This window comes from Vibrio sp. Y176, assembly GCF_033438945.1.
The window spans coordinates 1-835 of sequence record NZ_JAWOQS010000289.1; the positions used below are offsets into that span (position 1 = coordinate 1).

Below are 835 nucleotides of genomic sequence, written 5' to 3' on the forward strand. Positions count from 1 at the left end.
ACGCGATCTGCGGGTCTGGCACCACAAGTAATGAGTGGCTTGAATGCTGCTTGGCCAGTTCGGCAATAGCGAGTGGCAGCGCTGCACCGGGTAAGTTGCCAAGTTGTTTTTTGTCGCCACGCTCAGTTGGGTTGGTGACGGAAAGTATCGTTGCTTTGGTCATAGGAGTTATTTTTTATCTCGCTCCAGTGAGCGCTGACGTAAAAGTTTTTGTTGTTGATATAAAGCGGCTTTAATGAGCAAATCTTGGTCTGCTTCTCTGAGCATTTTATATCTAAGAGTGACGACGAACCCTTGCTCAGACGCGACACACTCTACGACTTGAGCGTAGCAGTAAATTGCCGCAGCAGGATGGTCAAGAAAGAGTTTTACTCGGACAAATTGGTCCGTTTCTACTGTGCTTGATGAGCGGTAACTCAACTGACTTGCACCAAATTGAGTGGTCTGGAAGCGAACCGAAATATCATCTTGTTGAGATAACATAAAGCTCAGCAGTAAGTTGAGCTTTGAGTTTTGCGTATCGAGCAAACTAATAACGTGTTTAAGCTCTTTATTTTGCAGCTCTAGGCGTGCGTTATCTGCCAATGTATCTAAGTGGCTGAACTCGCTTGCGACAATAAAAGGCGCAGGAATTTCTGACACAAACGTTTCTTCGTCTGGCAAAGCAAAATCGGTCCCCAAGGCTTCCACGTTAATGGTGAGGTTATGGTGAACGGTGAAGTATTCTTGCTCTGTCATAAATCGGTCCTTTGTTGCCAGCGAGCACTCTCATTTCACGAATAATAAGAGGGATAGGGCACTGATTATCGCTAACTGAATGAAGTTATCAAGTTTA

1 protein-coding gene is annotated in these 835 nt (G+C 45.1%); it reads right to left on the minus strand.

The window, feature by feature from the left end:
- Nucleotides 1–168: 168 nt before the first annotated feature.
- Nucleotides 169–738, minus strand: coding sequence for a PilZ domain-containing protein (locus R7O13_RS25615; protein ID WP_031820493.1), 570 nt, complete (start codon nucleotides 736–738; stop codon nucleotides 169–171).
- Nucleotides 739–835 lie beyond the last annotated feature (97 nt).